A 16624-nucleotide genomic window follows, 5' to 3' on the forward strand; every position below is an offset into this window, starting at 1 on the left:
TAAAAGGGAGAGATAAACATGTTAATACTTTCAACAATCATTCCGAATGAAAGCATCCAAACGAAGATGATGGACGCATTTCCTGATTTGAACTTCATTTATCAAGAAGGATGGACGGATGAGCCACTTAATGAAGCGGAAATCTTGATTACATACGGTGAGGATTTAAATGAAGAAATCATTGGGAAAGCGGCGAACTTAAAATGGATAATGGTCATGAGTGCAGGATTGGAATTAATGCCTTTTAAAGCCATTGAGGAACGCGGCATTTTGGTGACGAACGCAAGAGGCATTCATAAAATCCCAATGGCCGAGTATACGATAGGGATGCTTTTACAATATGAAAAGAAACTGAAACTGCTTATGAAGAATGAAAGGGAAGAACTGTGGCATAGAAAGATTGAAGTAGGGGAATTGAATGGCAAAACGATGCTCGTTCTTGGTGCCGGTGCAATTGGAGGAGAAGTGGCCCGTTTGGGGAAAGCCTTTAGGATGACGACACTGGGGGTGAACCGCAGCGGGAAGCCAGTGGATTCCATCGATCGCCTTTATACACTGGATAATATATTGGAAGCCGTACCGGAAGCCGATTACATCGTATCCGTCCTGCCAAGTACTGATGAAACCAAGGGCCTTCTGCAAAAAGAACACTTTAAAGCAATGAAAGAAACCGCCGTATTCGTGAATATTGGCCGCGGTGATCTTATTAACGATGAAGTGTTGATCGAAGCATTGGAAGCAGGGGAATTGGCTCATGCCATCTTGGATGTATTTGATCCGGAACCTTTAGGAAAAGGGCATCCATTTTGGAAGATGGAAAACGTTACGGTCACACCGCATCTTTCAAGTAAAAGCGGAGAATATTTACCAAGAACCTTTGCGATATTCGAAAAAAACATGCGTGAATACCTGAAAGCTGGAAAAGACTTCATCAACGTAATCGACTTATCGAGGGGATACTAAAATACAATACGAAAATGGGAAAGATTCAAAGCGGTGATGAATAAAATAAAAAAGAATGGTAAAACCATCGAATTATTGACAAATTCAACGAATAAAAGGTACACTAATTATAAATATTACAATTTAAGAATTCATACTTAATGAGAAAACGAGGTGGATGACGGTGTCTGAAGTTCAGTTAAAAGAAGCATTGGATTCCCTAAAAGATACCGGTGTAAGAATAACTCCTCAACGCCATGCGATACTTGAGTATTTGATAAGCTCCATGTCCCACCCTACCGCGGATGATATATATAAAGCGCTGGAAGGCAAGTTTCCAAATATGAGCGTGGCGACAGTTTATAATAACCTGCGTGTTTTCCGGGAGGTAGGCTTGGTAAAAGAACTTACTTATGGTGATTCTTCAGCCAGGTTTGATTTCGTAACGACGAATCATTATCATGTAATCTGTCAAACCTGTGGGAAAATTGTGGATTTCGACTATCCTGCATTGGATGAAGTCGAGCATTTCGCGGCACAAGTCACCGGTTTCAATGTCAGTCACCATCGGATGGAAATCTACGGCGACTGTACGGATTGTGCGAAAAAAGAAACGCATTAAAAAAAGTTCCTCCACTTGGTTGGAACTTTTTTTCATGTCTCGAAGAAATGATACAATTGTTAAGGTCTCATGATAGGTAAATCAGCAAGCTGGAATCCCTCTAATCATGCAGGCTTTTGCGATTATATTTTTCGTTAAATTCTTCGCCTTCCAACTTTTTGTCAAGGGTCAAGGGTTCTTCACAATGCATGCAAATATCTACACGCCCTAATATTTTTGTAGGTTTGCTGCAGTTAGGACAGACAACCTGGATCGTTTTTGTAGAAAGCATTCCAATCCAAAAATAAACCCCGGTGCTTGCGATTATGAATAAAAGGCCAAGCCCCATGAAAAGTGTCATGACAACTGGATGTGATTTGAAGAAAAGCCCGATATACATTACGATAAAGCCGATGAAAATCAAACTCAAAGCAAATGTACGTATTTTATTGATTTTGCTAGAATGTTTAGCCATGGATTGTCCCTCCTAAAATATAACTTTAACTATAACATAAACAATGGATGGAACAAAAAAGAAATAAAGGATACTTATTACTTTTGAATTGAAATGGTTTGGGGTAAGGGAAATAAGCAGGAAAATGAAGAGTTTTGTCGAAAGTTAAAAAAAAAAGGTTTTGGAGGAATTTATGATGGAAGATATCCTTCGCCCGATTTATCAAGAGCGAGCAAGCTTAAAATCTACACTTGGAATCTTGTTAATAGAAAAAAGAGAAGATAATAGCCCGATTACCGATACATTTGATTACATCCTATTTGTGATTGCAGACGAAGCCCAAGAGGCCGTGTTTTTAAAACACTACACTTATCAGGATAAAAAGGCAGCCTTACATATCGTAAAGGAAGACCAGTTAAAAGAATGGCTCCTATTAGGGACGAACCGCAAAGTGGTTGACTGGATCTATAATGGGAAGGTCCTTTTTGACCGGAATGAATATTTGGACCGTTTGAAAACCGAAATCCGGGAGTTCCCCTTCTATGGAAGGAAGTTAAAGATGGGGATGGAGTTCGCGAAGTTAATTCGCAGGTACATGGATGGGAAAAGCTTTTTTGAAAAAGGTCATTATCTTGAGGCATACAACCATATCGTTCATTCCCTACATCACTTGGCACGTTTGGAAATAATAGAACAAGGCTTTTATCCGGAGGTTACGGTCTGGAACCAAGTGAAGCAAATGGAACCTGAGATCTACAAGTTGTATAAAGAATTGATCAGCAGTGAGGAAACTCTTGAAAAAAGATTGGAGCTTCTATTCCTTGCGAGTGAATTTCTTATTTATTCGAGGACGAATGCAGGTTCACAGCATTTGGTAGAAATAATGGGGACGAAAGAAGATCCGTGGACGATTGCGGAGCTTATGGAGCATCCGGAAGTTAAGTTTTATTCAGTCGACCTAGGTGTTCTGTTGGAATATTTGATAGAGAAGAAGGTAATCGATGTCATCAAAGCGGAGACAAAAGGACACGAGGTTTATCATCGGTTTTATCGAGTTTCAAAAAACTTTTAAAAAAATGTGTTTTTATTGTTGACCAATAATAATATAGGTGTTATATTAATACATGTCGCTGCGGGACATCAGCTTTCGCAGCTTCATCAAAACAAAGAAAATAAAAAAACATGTTGACAACAGAGTTGATAACATGATAAGATGTAAAAGTCGCTTACGAAGTAAACGACAACGAAATTGCTCTTTGAAAACTGAACAAAACAAAGCGCCAACGTTAAATTTTAAGTGAGCACACACTATTAAAAAAAAGCAAAATGAGCAAGTCAAACATTTCTTCGGAGAGTTTGATCCTGGCTCAGGACGAACGCTGGCGGCGTGCCTAATACATGCAAGTCGAGCGAATCGATGGGAGCTTGCTCCCTGAGATTAGCGGCGGACGGGTGAGTAACACGTGGGCAACCTGCCTATAAGACTGGGATAACTTCGGGAAACCGGAGCTAATACCGGATACGTTCTTTTCTCGCATGAGAGAAGATGGAAAGATGGTTTCGGCTGTCACTTATAGATGGGCCCGCGGCGCATTAGCTAGTTGGTGAGGTAATGGCTCACCAAGGCGACGATGCGTAGCCGACCTGAGAGGGTGATCGGCCACACTGGGACTGAGACACGGCCCAGACTCCTACGGGAGGCAGCAGTAGGGAATCTTCCGCAATGGACGAAAGTCTGACGGAGCAACGCCGCGTGAACGAAGAAGGCCTTCGGGTCGTAAAGTTCTGTTGTTAGGGAAGAACAAGTACCAGAGTAACTGCTGGTACCTTGACGGTACCTAACCAGAAAGCCACGGCTAACTACGTGCCAGCAGCCGCGGTAATACGTAGGTGGCAAGCGTTGTCCGGAATTATTGGGCGTAAAGCGCGCGCAGGTGGTTCTTTAAGTCTGATGTGAAAGCCCACGGCTCAACCGTGGAGGGTCATTGGAAACTGGGGAACTTGAGTGCAGAAGAGGAAAGTGGAATTCCAAGTGTAGCGGTGAAATGCGTAGAGATTTGGAGGAACACCAGTGGCGAAGGCGACTTTCTGGTCTGTAACTGACACTGAGGCGCGAAAGCGTGGGGAGCAAACAGGATTAGATACCCTGGTAGTCCACGCCGTAAACGATGAGTGCTAAGTGTTAGAGGGTTTCCGCCCTTTAGTGCTGCAGCTAACGCATTAAGCACTCCGCCTGGGGAGTACGGCCGCAAGGCTGAAACTCAAAGGAATTGACGGGGGCCCGCACAAGCGGTGGAGCATGTGGTTTAATTCGAAGCAACGCGAAGAACCTTACCAGGTCTTGACATCCTCTGACAACCCTAGAGATAGGGCTTTCCCCTTCGGGGGACAGAGTGACAGGTGGTGCATGGTTGTCGTCAGCTCGTGTCGTGAGATGTTGGGTTAAGTCCCGCAACGAGCGCAACCCTTGATCTTAGTTGCCAGCATTCAGTTGGGCACTCTAAGGTGACTGCCGGTGACAAACCGGAGGAAGGTGGGGATGACGTCAAATCATCATGCCCCTTATGACCTGGGCTACACACGTGCTACAATGGATGGTACAAAGGGCTGCAAACCTGCGAAGGTAAGCGAATCCCATAAAGCCATTCTCAGTTCGGATTGTAGGCTGCAACTCGCCTACATGAAGCCGGAATCGCTAGTAATCGCGGATCAGCATGCCGCGGTGAATACGTTCCCGGGCCTTGTACACACCGCCCGTCACACCACGAGAGTTTGTAACACCCGAAGTCGGTGAGGTAACCTTTATGGAGCCAGCCGCCTAAGGTGGGACAGATGATTGGGGTGAAGTCGTAACAAGGTAGCCGTATCGGAAGGTGCGGCTGGATCACCTCCTTTCTAAGGATAATTACGAGAGCGCTTTTGTTTTGTTCAGTTTTGAATGAGTAATTCATTCAGATAGGGAAGAAAAACATCACGATGTGATGGATTCTTTCTGCTTTGTTCCTTGAAAACTAGATAATAGATAGAAGGCAATTAATTTTTTTCAAAGCATCTGTAAGATCTTTTTAACGGTTAAGTTAGAAAGGGCGCACGGTGGATGCCTTGGCACTAGGAGCCGATGAAGGACGGGACTAACACCGATATGCTTCGGGGAGCTGTAAGTAAGCTTTGATCCGGAGATTTCCGAATGGGGAAACCCACTGTTCGTAATGGAACAGTATCTTTACCTGAATACATAGGGTACTGAAGGCAGACCCGGGGAACTGAAACATCTAAGTACCCGGAGGAAGAGAAAGCAAATGCGATTTCCTGAGTAGCGGCGAGCGAAACGGAATTAGCCCAAACCAAGAGGCTTGCCTCTTGGGGTTGTAGGACACTCAACATGGAGTTACAAAGGAACGGGGTAAATGAAGTGACCTGGAAAGGTCCGTCAAAGAAGGTAAAAACCCTGTAGTTGAAACTTCGTTCCCTCCTGAGTGGATCCTGAGTACGGCGGGACACGAGAAATCCCGTCGGAAGCAGGGAGGACCATCTCCCAAGGCTAAATACTCCCTAGTGACCGATAGTGAACCAGTACCGTGAGGGAAAGGTGAAAAGCACCCCGGAAGGGGAGTGAAATAGATCCTGAAACCGTGTGCCTACAAGTAGTCAAAGCCCGTTAATGGGTAATGGCGTGCCTTTTGTAGAATGAACCGGCGAGTTACGATTTCATGCGAGGTTAAGTTGATAAGACGGAGCCGCAGCGAAAGCGAGTCTGAATAGGGCGAATGAGTATGAGGTCGTAGACCCGAAACCAGGTGATCTACCCATGTCCAGGGTGAAGTTCAGGTAACACTGAATGGAGGCCCGAACCCACGCACGTTGAAAAGTGCGGGGATGAGGTGTGGGTAGCGGAGAAATTCCAATCGAACCTGGAGATAGCTGGTTCTCTCCGAAATAGCTTTAGGGCTAGCCTCAAGATGAGAGTATTGGAGGTAGAGCACTGATTGGACTAGGGGCCCCCAACGGGTTACCGAATTCAGTCAAACTCCGAATGCCAAATACTTATTCTTGGGAGTCAGACTGCGAGTGATAAGATCCGTAGTCGAAAGGGAAACAGCCCAGACCACCAGCTAAGGTCCCAAAGTATACGTTAAGTGGAAAAGGATGTGGAGTTGCTTAGACAACCAGGATGTTGGCTCAGAAGCAGCCACCATTTAAAGAGTGCGTAATAGCTCACTGGTCGAGTGACTCCGCGCCGAAAATGTACCGGGGCTAAACGTATCACCGAAGCTGTGGATTGACACCATTAGGTGTCGATGGTAGGAGAGCGTTCTAAGGGCGTTGAAGTCAGACCGGAAGGACTGGTGGAGCGCTTAGAAGTGAGAATGCCGGTATGAGTAGCGAAAGAAGGGTGAGAATCCCTTCCACCGAATGCCTAAGGTTTCCTGAGGAAGGCTCGTCCGCTCAGGGTTAGTCGGGACCTAAGCCGAGGCCGAAAGGCGTAGGCGATGGACAACAGGTTGATATTCCTGTACCACCTATACATCGTTTGAACGATGGGGGGACGCAGAAGGATAGGGTAAGCGCGCTGTTGGATATGCGCGTCCAAGCAGTTAGGCCGGAAACGAGGCAAATCCCGTTTCCATTAAGGCGGAGCTGTGATGGCGAGGGAAATATAGTACCGAAGTTCCTGATTCCACGCTGCCAAGAAAAGCCTCTAGTGAGATGTAAGGTGCCCGTACCGCAAACCGACACAGGTAGGCGAGGAGAGAATCCTAAGGTGTGCGAGAGAACTCTCGTTAAGGAACTCGGCAAAATGACCCCGTAACTTCGGGAGAAGGGGTGCTTTTTAGGGTGAATAGCCCGGAAAAGCCGCAGTGAATAGGCCCAGGCGACTGTTTAGCAAAAACACAGGTCTCTGCGAAGCCGCAAGGCGAAGTATAGGGGCTGACACCTGCCCGGTGCTGGAAGGTTAAGGGGAGAGGTTAGCGCAAGCGAAGCTTTGAACCGAAGCCCCAGTAAACGGCGGCCGTAACTATAACGGTCCTAAGGTAGCGAAATTCCTTGTCGGGTAAGTTCCGACCCGCACGAAAGGTGTAACGATCTGGGCACTGTCTCAACGAGAGACTCGGTGAAATTATAGTACCTGTGAAGATGCAGGTTACCCGCGACAGGACGGAAAGACCCCGTGGAGCTTTACTGCAGCCTGATATTGAATTTTGGTACAGCTTGTACAGGATAGGTAGGAGCCTGAGAAGCCGGAGCGCTAGCTTCGGTGGAGGCGTTGGTGGGATACTACCCTGGCTGTATTGAAATTCTAACCCGCGCCCCTTATCGGGGTGGGAGACAGTGTCAGGTGGGCAGTTTGACTGGGGCGGTCGCCTCCTAAAGAGTAACGGAGGCGCCCAAAGGTTCCCTCAGAATGGTTGGAAATCATTCGTAGAGTGTAAAGGCACAAGGGAGCTTGACTGCGAGACCTACAAGTCGAGCAGGGACGAAAGTCGGGCTTAGTGATCCGGTGGTTCCGCATGGAAGGGCCATCGCTCAACGGATAAAAGCTACCCCGGGGATAACAGGCTTATCTCCCCCAAGAGTCCACATCGACGGGGAGGTTTGGCACCTCGATGTCGGCTCATCGCATCCTGGGGCTGTAGTCGGTCCCAAGGGTTGGGCTGTTCGCCCATTAAAGCGGTACGCGAGCTGGGTTCAGAACGTCGTGAGACAGTTCGGTCCCTATCCGTCGCGGGCGCAGGAAATTTGAGAGGAGCTGTCCTTAGTACGAGAGGACCGGGATGGACGCACCGCTGGTGTACCAGTTGTCTTGCCAAAGGCATAGCTGGGTAGCTACGTGCGGACGGGATAAGTGCTGAAAGCATCTAAGCATGAAGCCCCCCTCAAGATGAGATTTCCCATGGCGCAAGCTAGTAAGATCCCTGAAAGATGATCAGGTTGATAGGTCAGAGGTGGAAGCGTGGCGACATGTGGAGCTGACTGATACTAATAGATCGAGGACTTAACCAACGCTTTTTAAAAAATGAAATACCTTCTTATTATCTAGTTTTGAAGGAATGAAAATTTCTTCTTGCATTTTTTCGAAAAGACGTTATAATAATATATGTCTTGAAAAAATGTTAACAATGTTTGGTGACGATAGCGAAGAGGTCACACCCGTTCCCATTCCGAACACGGCAGTTAAGCTCTTCAGCGCCGATGGTAGTTGGGGGTTTCCCCCTGTGAGAGTAGGACGTCGCCAAGCTTATATTGTTCCGCAGTAGCTCAGTGGTAGAGCATTCGGCTGTTAACCGAACGGTCGTAGGTTCGAGTCCTACCTGCGGAGCCATTATTGGAGAGCTGTCCGAGTGGCCGAAGGAGCACGATTGGAAATCGTGTAGACGGGTAACCCTGTCTCAAGGGTTCAAATCCCTTGCTCTCCGCCATTTTATACCTGGCCCGTTGGTCAAGCGGTTAAGACACCGCCCTTTCACGGCGGTAACACGGGTTCGAATCCCGTACGGGTCACCATTTAGATAACATATTGGAGGATTAGCTCAGCTGGGAGAGCATCTGCCTTACAAGCAGAGGGTCGGCGGTTCGATCCCGTCATCCTCCACCATTTTCAATAAGATCAGGTTGTTTCTGCATTGAAACGTTCAACACGAAAATCTGATGCATAATAGCAACATTATTAACGTCGCGGGGTGGAGCAGTCCGGTAGCTCGTCGGGCTCATAACCCGAAGGTCGCAGGTTCAAATCCTGTCCCCGCAATCTATGGTCCCGTGGTGTAGCGGTTAACATGCCTGCCTGTCACGCAGGAGATCGCGGGTTCGATTCCCGTCGGGACCGCCATTTTTATTGTTTGGCTCAGTAGCTCAGTCGGTAGAGCAAAGGACTGAAAATCCTTGTGTCGGCGGTTCGATTCCGTCCTGAGCCACCATAGTAGTGCCGGTGTAGCTCAACTGGTAGAGCAACTGACTTGTAATCAGTAGGTTGGGGGTTCAAGTCCTCTTGCCGGCACCATGTTTCATCCATATGCGGAGGGGTAGCGAAGTGGCTAAACGCGGCGGACTGTAAATCCGCTCCTTCGGGTTCGGCAGTTCGAATCTGCCCCCCTCCACCATCTTTCTAACAGGGGTATAGTTTAAAGGTAGAACAGAGGTCTCCAAAACCTCCAGTGTGGGTTCGAGTCCTACTACCCCTGCCAATTTAAATCCTATAATGGCGGTTGTGGCGAAGTGGTTAACGCACCTGATTGTGGTTCAGGCATTCGTGGGTTCGATTCCCATCAGTCGCCCCATTTTTTATTAAATCATGGTATAATGAATACAACGTTAATGGGCTATAGCCAAGCGGTAAGGCAACGGATTTTGATTCCGTCATGCGAAGGTTCGATCCCTTCTAGCCCAGCCATATGCGAAAGTAGTTCAGTGGTAGAATACAACCTTGCCAAGGTTGGGGTCGCGGGTTCGAATCCCGTCTTTCGCTCCAAAAACGTTGGCGGCATAGCCAAGCGGTAAGGCAGAGGTCTGCAAAACCTTTACCACCGGTTCGATTCCGGTTGCCGCCTCCAACATACATGCCGGTGTGGCGGAATTGGCAGACGCGCACGACTCAAAATCGTGTTCCTCTGGAGTGCCGGTTCGACCCCGGCCACCGGTATCAATTTTATTACCTTCAATTACACAGTGAATTAGGTAATAGCAACGTTTAAAAACGTCTCTACAGTTATTGTAGGGGCGTTTTTTTGTGGTCTTTTTTATCTATTTTCACACGACAAAATTGAGAAAAATCGTGTTCATGAATCGTGTTCACTGTTGAAGGGAGGAACCAATTTGGCAAGGCGTAATAATGTTTTGAATGAAGTTGAATTAGCTGTTATTGAAAAGAAAGATAAATCCTATGTAGAAACATTTAAAGATGCTATACAATTGTTCATCCAAGACTGTGAACTTCGAAATTTAAGACCTCACACAATTCAATATTACTTGAATGAAATACAAGCATGTTTAAATCAACTTAGAGATCAGGAAATAGACATAACTGTTTTAAAACCTTCTAATCTAACTGAAGAACATATAAAAAACAATGTAATCCTCTATATGCGTAATTTCAAGGGTAGCAGAGTGGTGACTATCAATACAAGATTGCGTGCTTTACGTGCCTTTTATAATTTTCTTTATAAACAAAAGCATATTTCAAATAATCCAATGGGTAATATCAAGTTGCTTAAAGATAGAAAAACAGTTATTGCTACATTTACTAAAGATCAGTTAAATAGGTTGTTTAAACAGCCGGACCTTAGAACTTTTACGGGTGTCCGTGATTACACAATCATGATGTTAATGCTTGAAACTGGTATAAGAGTGAATGAGTTAGCAGGGTTATCTATAAAGGATATTCGCTGGGAAGACTATATGGTTGTTATTAGAAATGCTAAAAGTTATCGGGAAAGATTAGTTCCAATTCAAAAAGAGATGAATCAGCAAATAAAAAAATACATAGCCATTCGTAGTTGTGTAGAGAGTGAAGCGTTGTTTGTTACTGTTGATGGTGAAAGATTGTCTAAAAGAGGGATACAACAAAGGATTACTAAATATGGTGAGATGGCTAATCTTAAAGATGTTAGATGCAGCTGTCATACTTTTAGGCATACATTCGCTAAATTAAGTGTTCAACAAGGTGCTAATATATTTGAAATTCAAACTATTTTAGGACATACCAGCATGGAAATAGTGAAAACATATGTAAATCTATTTGGTAATGATGTTAGAGACAGGCATAAAGAATTTTCGCCAATAAAAGTGCTGGATAAACGAATCTAATTATATTTGAAAACAAAAAGAAAGCCACCTATTCGCAGTAGGTGACCCATAACTCCTGTACAAAACTGAATAACTGAACAGCTATCAGTCTGTTAATTACCTTCATCTTATCGAAAAAATATCGTTAATGCAAGGCGTATTAGGTATTGTCTTTTTTAAGGCATCCTGTTAGTCGTCCTCTTGCTGGAATGCCTACTAATAGCAAGTAAATCTAACCTTGAAAGGTACTGGTTGTAGCCAATGCAGAAAAAACAACCGTAATCACATTAACAGCTTTCCTTGTTTGCTGGTGGTTACTAGGTGAGAACGACCATTAACGGTTCGGTTGGTTGCTTGGTGCATTACGGTGCAGGTAGCAACAGACAAACGATAACATTCGGCACGTTGGACAAGCATAACGTGTAAAAAGTCTGTTGTGTATGAAAGTACAACATTCAAACAAGGTGATACGGTGGAACCCTCAACAACTCGGTTCAATTCAGTGTTAATGAATGGCTGCTTTTTTAGTACTTAATTTTTTTAAGTGCTATAAAGGTAATCATTCTTTTGTCCAATGTTTCCTAGACAATCTAGTTAATTCAGCGAAAAACCAAAACCAAAAGTCAAGAAAACATCAAAAATCAAACAATTTTATATTACTGATGTCCTTTTTTCATGTCCAATTGCCAGTACTTAAATGTAAGCACATGAAGAAGGGAAATATAACAGAATTTTTCTGTCAGTTTTAATTTTACTGTCCTAATTCATGTGAAAAATGCAAGTAACTTTGTGAAACCACATGAGGAAGGGAGGATAGTAAAATGACTAAGATAAAAAGTAGTGGGATTCCTTGTAAAGGGAATGTGAAAGATAATTTTGAGATAGTACCTGTATCATTATTCAATTATTTAGAGTTAGAACTTATTTCTCAGAATGAATTGGTAATATATTTAAAATTACTTCAATTGTTTAATGATGACTATGGATACGCATTTCCTACTATTCCACATTTAATGATCTATACAGGTATAGGAAGTAAGGCTACTATTCATAATTGTCTTGATAACCTTGAAGATGTAGGGTTATTAAAAAAAGCTAAAGCTAATCGTGGAAACAATATTTACGTTGTTTTCAAACCTTTAGACCAAGATGATTTATATAAAGCAATTCCTGAAAATGTTAATAAATATGAGAAAAAGAAAACAAAGCTGTTGAATATGAATGAATATGACAAGGAACGATTTAAGCAGCATTTGCTAAACAAAATAGAAAATGATAATAAAATTCAAGCTAAACAGATTGTACCTAAAGTTTCAAAAGGTAAACTTACTAAGTACGATGAAGTAGAACTTTCACCTGAGGAAAAAAGAAAAATTGATATTCTATCTGGGATCAAGAGTGATTAACCTTATACCAAACCCCTTAATATTATTGAAAGGCACTTTTTTGTAAATCCCATACGGTAGGTAGTTTTAAAAATGAACTTCCTTAGTTCTATAATTGAACTTCTCACAGTTCGGTAAGTGAACGTTATACAGACTTACTTATACAAACTTAATAAATCAAACTTAAGTATATCTGCTAAAAAAGATACTAAGAAAAGAATACTATTAAAGAGTAAGTAATAAAAAGATGTATTAACGTTCATTTATTGAACTTATGTGGATGTGGCATTTTGCCATGATTCAATGACCTATATCTCAAAATTTAAATAAAGAAATGTGGTGCAAAATGAGTTTTAACAATGTAAAGCTAACAGATAAGGACGTTTATAAGATCTTATATCTAAACAAGGTGAAGGGATACCAACCCTATCAGATTGAAACAACGTTCCTAGTCTCTAGGTCAACTATTAAAAATATTGTGAATGGTAAAAGTCGAAAGGATTGTTATTTTGCTTTTATAGAATACATGGAAAATCATACCAAAGAAGAAGTTTTGACGCTGTTTGACTAATAAAAGTAAAGGAAACGAGGATTTAAGTGGTACTGTTAATAGTATCACTTTTTCTTTGTATGAATGTATTTTAACTAGAAGGAAAATAGTCCCTTTTGTCGAATTTAGTAGATGAAAGGAAGGTTTTCTATGGAAATAAACGATTTAATAGGGATTCTTGTTGAACAAAACAAAAGTTTTATAGAACAGAATAAGAATTATAAAGATACGCTTTTTTGGGCAGTGACAAGTATTATAACCATACTAGTTATTTTCTTAACAGCAAACTTTTTCACAATGGCCAAAATCAGGAAAAATGAAATAGAAAAAATCAAAACAGAAATAATAACAGATATTAAAACAAACTCATTTCCAGAATTAAAACAGGAGTTAAATACAAACCTAGAATCATTAGTTGAAGAGAAATTTATGTCATTAGAATCTAAAATCAATAAACTAAGATCAACATTAGAATTAACAGAGAGAAGGCTAGAAAGTAGTACGAAGGATTTTGAAAATGACATCTTACCTTTACAAGGATTGATTTATGAATTAGAAGGAGACTTATATAATGAGAGAGAGAGGACTCCTGATGCATTTCAGTCCTATTTAAGGGCAGGAAATATTTACATAAAAACAAACAAAGGCTATACTGATAGCATTTTAAGGTCTTTGGAAAGGACTGCTACAGACCTTCCGTATATTATAAGGTCACAAATAAAAGATTTTAATAACTTTGCAAATAAATTAGATCCGCAATACCAAACCCAAGTTGATAAGATAAGTGCAATTCTAAAAGAGAAAAAACATTATAAATCAGCATCCATTTAGGGGTGCTTTTTAATTGTGTACAGCAAGGACTATTGTCCTTTAATGTCAAATTGAATGCGGGAGTAAAGGGGATTGATATATGGAGTGGATTTACAAATCCTTTAGCTTCACTGTTATTATTGGAGGATTTATTGGAGGATTAGGATTTTTAATTAAGTACTCTATCCAAAGGAAAGTAGATACCTATTTAATGCAGAATTAGAAAACCATAAACAAGAACTCAATAAGAAATTAGAAGATCACAAGAAAGAATTGGCTGTTATGACCGAAAAAGCCAAGTATGACATAAGTAGAAAATTATTTGATTTTGAAGCGTATGCAATAAAGAAACATACCATTTATCCTGAGTTATATCAGCGATTGTTTGAGATTCAGCAACAGTTTATTAAATTTACTGAGAATACGAAAAGATTTATCCTTATTAAGGAATCAGATAAAAAAGATGAACTCTTTTTAAGGGAGACTGACCAACTCGAAATTACAATCATTAACGCAGTGGACTATTTTAATAAGAATGAATTATTTTTATCGAAAAGTGTAACATCAAACTATATAGAAACAATGTCTGTGATTAAAGATTTATTTTCAAGCTATATTACTAATTATTATAATAACCAAACGTTACACGGTGATTTCAGTGAGAAAACAGAAAAAATTGACGCTAAGATCATGTTATTAAAAGAATCCATATATAAAGAGTTATCTTATAGTCACTTTGAAGAAACTGAGGAAAAAGTATAGCAATCATCTGAAGCATCCAAAACGGGTGCTTTTTTACTATATGGGTAGCAGGTGAATAATATCTTTATGTCGAATAAAGTAGGTGAAAAGGGGACTGAAAATATGGAAACAGAAAAAAAGGGATACATTAGAGTTGGTCATTTAGTATACATAATCATAATCGCGTTAATCGTACTTTCTTACTTCCTAGTATTCGCTTTAGGAGATACAAAGACTGCTAGTACAACGATTGGAACTGCCTCGACTGTTTCATCACTAATATTGTCTGTCATAGCAATTGTCATGACTTTAATTGATGTTGCAGGGCAAAGACAAGCTATGGTAGACCTAAAAGAAACTGCGGATAAGCTTCAGATTTCAAACGAAAGTGCAGGTGTCTTGTTCCAAGAATTAAAGACAGAAATAGTTGATTTACAAAATACAAAGCAACAGATGCTTGAAGCTGTGGCAGAATCAGATGAATGGCGAAAAGAAGTAGTAGAAAAGTTAGAAATCGTACAAAATGGCGATTTCAAGCCTGAAGATTTAGAAAAAATGATTAGTGAAGTTCAAAAAAAAGATTTGGATATATTACAAAGAACAGAAAGTATCAAGAATGCTACTAGAAATGCTGATGAGAAGTGGATGTATTACTATAAAAATTTGAAAAAAATTAGTATTTCCGATGATGATGTTCTTAATTTTATTAAGAAAAACTTTAAAAACGGCGACCAGGTTGCAATTTCGGAATTTCGTAAAATTCTCCAAGAAAAATTTAATATTACTTTAGCCAAAATTGAACAAATTGAACTTAATTTAGCTGTTAGAGGTTACATAAGAAAAACTTTAGATAGACCAGGTACCATGGAATTTAATTTTTAAAAGTATTTATTACGGGTGGTTTTTACCATATAGGTAGCAGGACTATCAACCCTCCCTGCCTAATTAAAGTATAAGAAGCAGGAGGGGGAAACCAAGTGGATAGTAAAGAAATAATTAAACTGATACAAGACAATGACAAGAGAATGGAACAGATGAGAAATAGTGGTGGGATGTTTAAAGCAATCGAATCGGTTAAACAACTCGAATCACTTAAAATACCAAAAGTCCCAACCACTGATTATTTTCAACACAGAGAACTCGATGCAAGTGGATTGAATGCCACCTTGGACAGTATTCAAAAAAGTAAGGCAGAGGAAAAGCGAAGAGAATCAGAGTATAAAGAATCTGTCTTAAGTTCCTTACAGGGAATTGAGAAGAATACTGCCCTACTAACGGAAATGACCTCCCTCCTCCAAACAAGTAACGAAAAACAAGCTGAAACCTTTGAACTGATGGTAGAAATACTAGAAATCATGAAGAGTAAAGATCAGGAAGAGGCAGATACAAAATTCACAGCTGTTACGAAAAAAATTACAGCCTTTGCGGATAATGCAAATACATTGCATTCTCTAATAAATATGGCAGGTACAGTATATGGTTCGTTACCATTTTAGCACCCATTTTTTCAGGGTGTTCTTTTTTATCTAATGCACAACAGGGGGAAATCTTGAAACCCTTGGTACGTATGGATTTGTTAGAAATATACAGTGTGTATTTTTGTGTAAAGTTAGAGATTAAAAACGCTTCCTTGCCTTGTTTACACGTCTGCCCTCAGATATTTTTTAAGCACAAAAAGACGAAGTTTCGTCTGTTGTTCTCTATATTCCTTTAGTCGTCTTTTGAATGTAGCAACACTACAACCAGCAAACTCAGCACCCTCAGGCTGAGACATTGTACCAGCTTCAACTTGTTGGATTGCGTGTAATAAAGCACCCTCGATTACATATGTCTTAGACTTCCTGCCAAACTTAACACCTTTTTCCCTAGCGTTCTGTATGCCTTCCTGAGTTCTTTCAAGAATCATATCCCTTTCAAACTCAGCAAAAGCCCCCAAGACATTAAATAATAGCTTAGTCATTGGATTAGCCATTGTCTCAGTCGTAAACATTCCCATATTTATTATATTTACCGATACACCTCTATTGGTTAAATCAGTGACTACTTTTTCTAGTTGTGACAAGGAACGTGCGATACGGTCAGCCTTAGTTACCAAAAGAGTGTCACCAGCTTTGATTTCTTTTAACAGCTTGCTTAATTCTTTTCTATCGACTTTTGCCCCACTGATCTTCTCTTGATAAATCTTAGTAGCACCAGCTTCTTTAAGTGCCTTTATTTGAATGTCTAATTCTTGTCGGTTGGTACTTACTCGTGCATAGCCATAAATCATTGGTATTTTCCCCTTTTAGTCGTTTTTGTTTGATACGACTTTTTGATACTGTCTGAATCCTATAATACAGGGTTTTTTTTATCGTGTCAAC

Annotated in this window: 11 protein-coding genes, 15 tRNA genes and 3 rRNA genes; 27 read left to right on the top strand and 2 right to left on the bottom strand. The window is 41.2% G+C overall.

The genetic code is table 11. The annotated features are described in order from the left end of the window. Positions 1 to 18: 18 nt before the first annotated feature. Positions 19 to 963, top strand: a complete 945-nt coding sequence (locus tag ABIE66_RS03855) for a D-2-hydroxyacid dehydrogenase (protein ID WP_370013903.1) — start codon at positions 19 to 21, stop codon at positions 961 to 963. Between the two features lie 157 nt (positions 964 to 1120). After that, positions 1121 to 1564 carry a peroxide-responsive transcriptional repressor PerR gene (perR, locus tag ABIE66_RS03860; RefSeq protein ID WP_370013904.1) on the top strand — a complete coding sequence of 148 codons (444 nt, stop codon included), beginning with the start codon at positions 1121 to 1123 and terminating at the stop codon, positions 1562 to 1564. A 100-nt stretch (positions 1565 to 1664) separates the two neighbouring features. Here perR and ABIE66_RS03865 read toward each other — a convergent pair whose 3' ends face one another. After that, positions 1665 to 2018 carry a YgzB family protein gene (locus ABIE66_RS03865; protein ID WP_289323770.1) on the bottom strand — a complete coding sequence of 118 codons (354 nt, stop codon included), beginning with the start codon at positions 2016 to 2018 and terminating at the stop codon, positions 1665 to 1667. 175 nt (positions 2019 to 2193) lie between these two features. Between ABIE66_RS03865 and ABIE66_RS03870 the strand changes: the two genes are divergently transcribed. The 25 genes from ABIE66_RS03870 (at position 2194) to ABIE66_RS03990 (ending at position 15760) form a co-directional block, all read left to right on the top strand. After that, positions 2194 to 3069 (top strand): nucleotidyltransferase-like protein, encoded by an 876-nt coding sequence (locus ABIE66_RS03870; protein WP_289323771.1) that lies wholly within the window; start codon positions 2194 to 2196, stop codon positions 3067 to 3069. A 272-nt stretch (positions 3070 to 3341) separates the two neighbouring features. Continuing rightward, positions 3342 to 4892: ribosomal RNA gene (locus ABIE66_RS03875) — 16S ribosomal RNA — on the top strand. 175 nt (positions 4893 to 5067) lie between these two features. Then, positions 5068 to 8000 (top strand): 23S ribosomal RNA (locus ABIE66_RS03880). Between the two features lie 119 nt (positions 8001 to 8119). Further along, positions 8120 to 8235: ribosomal RNA gene (gene rrf / locus ABIE66_RS03885) — 5S ribosomal RNA — on the top strand. The 16S, 23S and 5S rRNA genes sit together here with 15 tRNA genes alongside, the layout of an rRNA operon. Before the next feature lie 9 nt (positions 8236 to 8244). Next, a tRNA-Asn gene (locus ABIE66_RS03890) sits at positions 8245 to 8319 on the top strand. A gap of 5 nt (positions 8320 to 8324) precedes the next feature. Further along, positions 8325 to 8416 (top strand) — tRNA-Ser (locus ABIE66_RS03895). Between the two features lie 10 nt (positions 8417 to 8426). Next, positions 8427 to 8501: transfer RNA gene (locus ABIE66_RS03900), tRNA-Glu, on the top strand. Positions 8502 to 8516: 15 nt separating this feature from the next. Further along, positions 8517 to 8592 (top strand) — tRNA-Val (locus ABIE66_RS03905). Positions 8593 to 8671: 79 nt separating this feature from the next. After that, positions 8672 to 8745: transfer RNA gene (locus ABIE66_RS03910), tRNA-Met, on the top strand. A 5-nt stretch (positions 8746 to 8750) separates the two neighbouring features. Beyond that, positions 8751 to 8826: transfer RNA gene (locus tag ABIE66_RS03915), tRNA-Asp, on the top strand. Between the two features lie 12 nt (positions 8827 to 8838). Next, a tRNA-Phe gene (locus ABIE66_RS03920) sits at positions 8839 to 8914 on the top strand. Positions 8915 to 8921: 7 nt separating this feature from the next. After that, positions 8922 to 8997 (top strand) — tRNA-Thr (locus ABIE66_RS03925). Positions 8998 to 9013: 16 nt separating this feature from the next. Further along, a tRNA-Tyr gene (locus ABIE66_RS03930) sits at positions 9014 to 9097 on the top strand. Between the two features lie 10 nt (positions 9098 to 9107). Continuing rightward, positions 9108 to 9181: transfer RNA gene (locus ABIE66_RS03935), tRNA-Trp, on the top strand. 17 nt (positions 9182 to 9198) lie between these two features. After that, a tRNA-His gene (locus tag ABIE66_RS03940) sits at positions 9199 to 9274 on the top strand. Positions 9275 to 9312: 38 nt separating this feature from the next. After that, a tRNA-Gln gene (locus tag ABIE66_RS03945) sits at positions 9313 to 9387 on the top strand. Positions 9388 to 9390: 3 nt separating this feature from the next. Then, positions 9391 to 9465: transfer RNA gene (locus tag ABIE66_RS03950), tRNA-Gly, on the top strand. Between the two features lie 8 nt (positions 9466 to 9473). Then, positions 9474 to 9547: transfer RNA gene (locus ABIE66_RS03955), tRNA-Cys, on the top strand. An 8-nt stretch (positions 9548 to 9555) separates the two neighbouring features. Next, positions 9556 to 9636 (top strand) — tRNA-Leu (locus tag ABIE66_RS03960). Between the two features lie 173 nt (positions 9637 to 9809). Next, positions 9810 to 10799, top strand: a complete 990-nt coding sequence (locus ABIE66_RS03965) for a tyrosine-type recombinase/integrase (protein WP_370013905.1) — start codon at positions 9810 to 9812, stop codon at positions 10797 to 10799. Positions 10800 to 11599: 800 nt separating this feature from the next. Then, positions 11600 to 12184, top strand: a complete 585-nt coding sequence (locus ABIE66_RS03970; protein ID WP_370013906.1) for a transcriptional regulator — start codon at positions 11600 to 11602, stop codon at positions 12182 to 12184. A 679-nt stretch (positions 12185 to 12863) separates the two neighbouring features. Continuing rightward, entirely contained in the window at positions 12864 to 13544 is a 681-nt protein-coding gene (locus ABIE66_RS03975) for a hypothetical protein (RefSeq protein WP_370013907.1), read from the top strand. 261 nt (positions 13545 to 13805) lie between these two features. Then, the gene (locus ABIE66_RS03980) at positions 13806 to 14285 is read left to right on the top strand and encodes a hypothetical protein (protein ID WP_370013908.1); all 480 of its coding nucleotides are present in this window, start codon (positions 13806 to 13808) and stop codon (positions 14283 to 14285) included. 102 nt (positions 14286 to 14387) lie between these two features. Beyond that, positions 14388 to 15146: a hypothetical protein gene (locus ABIE66_RS03985; RefSeq protein WP_370013909.1), complete on the top strand. Its 759-nt coding sequence runs from the start codon at positions 14388 to 14390 to the stop codon at positions 15144 to 15146. A gap of 95 nt (positions 15147 to 15241) precedes the next feature. Then, a complete protein-coding gene (locus ABIE66_RS03990; RefSeq protein WP_370013910.1) occupies positions 15242 to 15760 on the top strand; it encodes a hypothetical protein in 519 nt (172 codons plus the stop codon). A gap of 143 nt (positions 15761 to 15903) precedes the next feature. Here ABIE66_RS03990 and ABIE66_RS03995 read toward each other — a convergent pair whose 3' ends face one another. Continuing rightward, positions 15904 to 16533 carry a recombinase family protein gene (locus tag ABIE66_RS03995; protein WP_370013911.1) on the bottom strand — a complete coding sequence of 210 codons (630 nt, stop codon included), beginning with the start codon at positions 16531 to 16533 and terminating at the stop codon, positions 15904 to 15906. Between the last annotated feature and the right edge of the window lie 91 nt (positions 16534 to 16624).

Source organism: Peribacillus sp. B2I2, from assembly GCF_041261685.1.
Classification (GTDB): Bacteria; Bacillota; Bacilli; order Bacillales; family DSM-1321; genus Peribacillus.

What these genes read in the sequence shown, in the direction of transcription:
- ABIE66_RS03855 (WP_370013903.1), top strand. Translation starts at nt 19, where the DNA reads ATGTTAATACTTTCAACAATCATTCCGAATGAAAGCATCCAAACGAAG.
- perR (WP_370013904.1), top strand. Translation starts at nt 1,121, where the DNA reads ATGACGGTGTCTGAAGTTCAGTTAAAAGAAGCATTGGATTCCCTAAAA.
- ABIE66_RS03865 (WP_289323770.1), bottom strand. Translation starts at nt 2,018, where the DNA reads ATGGCTAAACATTCTAGCAAAATCAATAAAATACGTACATTTGCTTTG.
- ABIE66_RS03870 (WP_289323771.1), top strand. Translation starts at nt 2,194, where the DNA reads ATGGAAGATATCCTTCGCCCGATTTATCAAGAGCGAGCAAGCTTAAAA.
- ABIE66_RS03970 (WP_370013906.1), top strand. Translation starts at nt 11,600, where the DNA reads ATGACTAAGATAAAAAGTAGTGGGATTCCTTGTAAAGGGAATGTGAAA.
- ABIE66_RS03975 (WP_370013907.1), top strand. Translation starts at nt 12,864, where the DNA reads ATGGAAATAAACGATTTAATAGGGATTCTTGTTGAACAAAACAAAAGT.
- ABIE66_RS03980 (WP_370013908.1), top strand. Translation starts at nt 13,806, where the DNA reads ATGACCGAAAAAGCCAAGTATGACATAAGTAGAAAATTATTTGATTTT.
- ABIE66_RS03985 (WP_370013909.1), top strand. Translation starts at nt 14,388, where the DNA reads ATGGAAACAGAAAAAAAGGGATACATTAGAGTTGGTCATTTAGTATAC.
- ABIE66_RS03995 (WP_370013911.1), bottom strand. Translation starts at nt 16,533, where the DNA reads ATGATTTATGGCTATGCACGAGTAAGTACCAACCGACAAGAATTAGAC.